Source organism: Gordonia sp. 852002-10350_SCH5691597, assembly GCF_001665715.1.
Lineage (GTDB): Bacteria > Actinomycetota > Actinomycetes > Mycobacteriales > Mycobacteriaceae > Gordonia > Gordonia sputi.
The window spans coordinates 1-501 of record NZ_LZMO01000184.1; the positions used below are offsets into that span (position 1 = coordinate 1).

The 501-nt window shown below is 62.7% G+C and carries 1 protein-coding gene; it reads left to right on the top strand.

All coding sequences use genetic code 11. The features are described from left to right. A partial coding sequence (locus A5777_RS12955; RefSeq protein ID WP_156529375.1) for an IS630 family transposase occupies positions 1 to 501 on the top strand: 501 nt, incomplete at both ends.

The window sequence follows — 501 nt, forward strand, 5'->3', positions numbered from 1 at the left end:
GAAGTGGCACAACGACTCGGCCTCAACCGAGGTACCGTGCGGCGCTGGCGAGGCCGGTTCGTCGAGCACCGCTGCGAGGGGTTGCTCGACGAACCCCGGCCCGGGCGACCTCGCACCGTCGGCGACGAGCAGATCAAAGACCTGATCACCGCAACTCTCGAGACCACGCCGAAGAATGCGACACACTGGTCGACTCGGTCGATGGCTGAGCATCTCGACATGTCACAGTCAACTGTTTCGCGTGTATGGAGAGCGTTCGGATTGGCTCCACACAAACAGGAGTCGTGGAAGCTGTCGAAAGATCCCCTGTTCACCGAGAAGGTCCGCGATGTCGTCGGGCTCTACATGAACCCACCCGAACGTGCCCTGGTGCTCTGCGTTGACGAGAAGACCCAGATCCAAGCTCTCGATCGCACCCAGCCGATCTTTCCCATGCTCCCGGGCACCCCGCAACGGGCCAGCCACGACTACGTGCGCAACGGCACCTCCAGCCTGTACGCG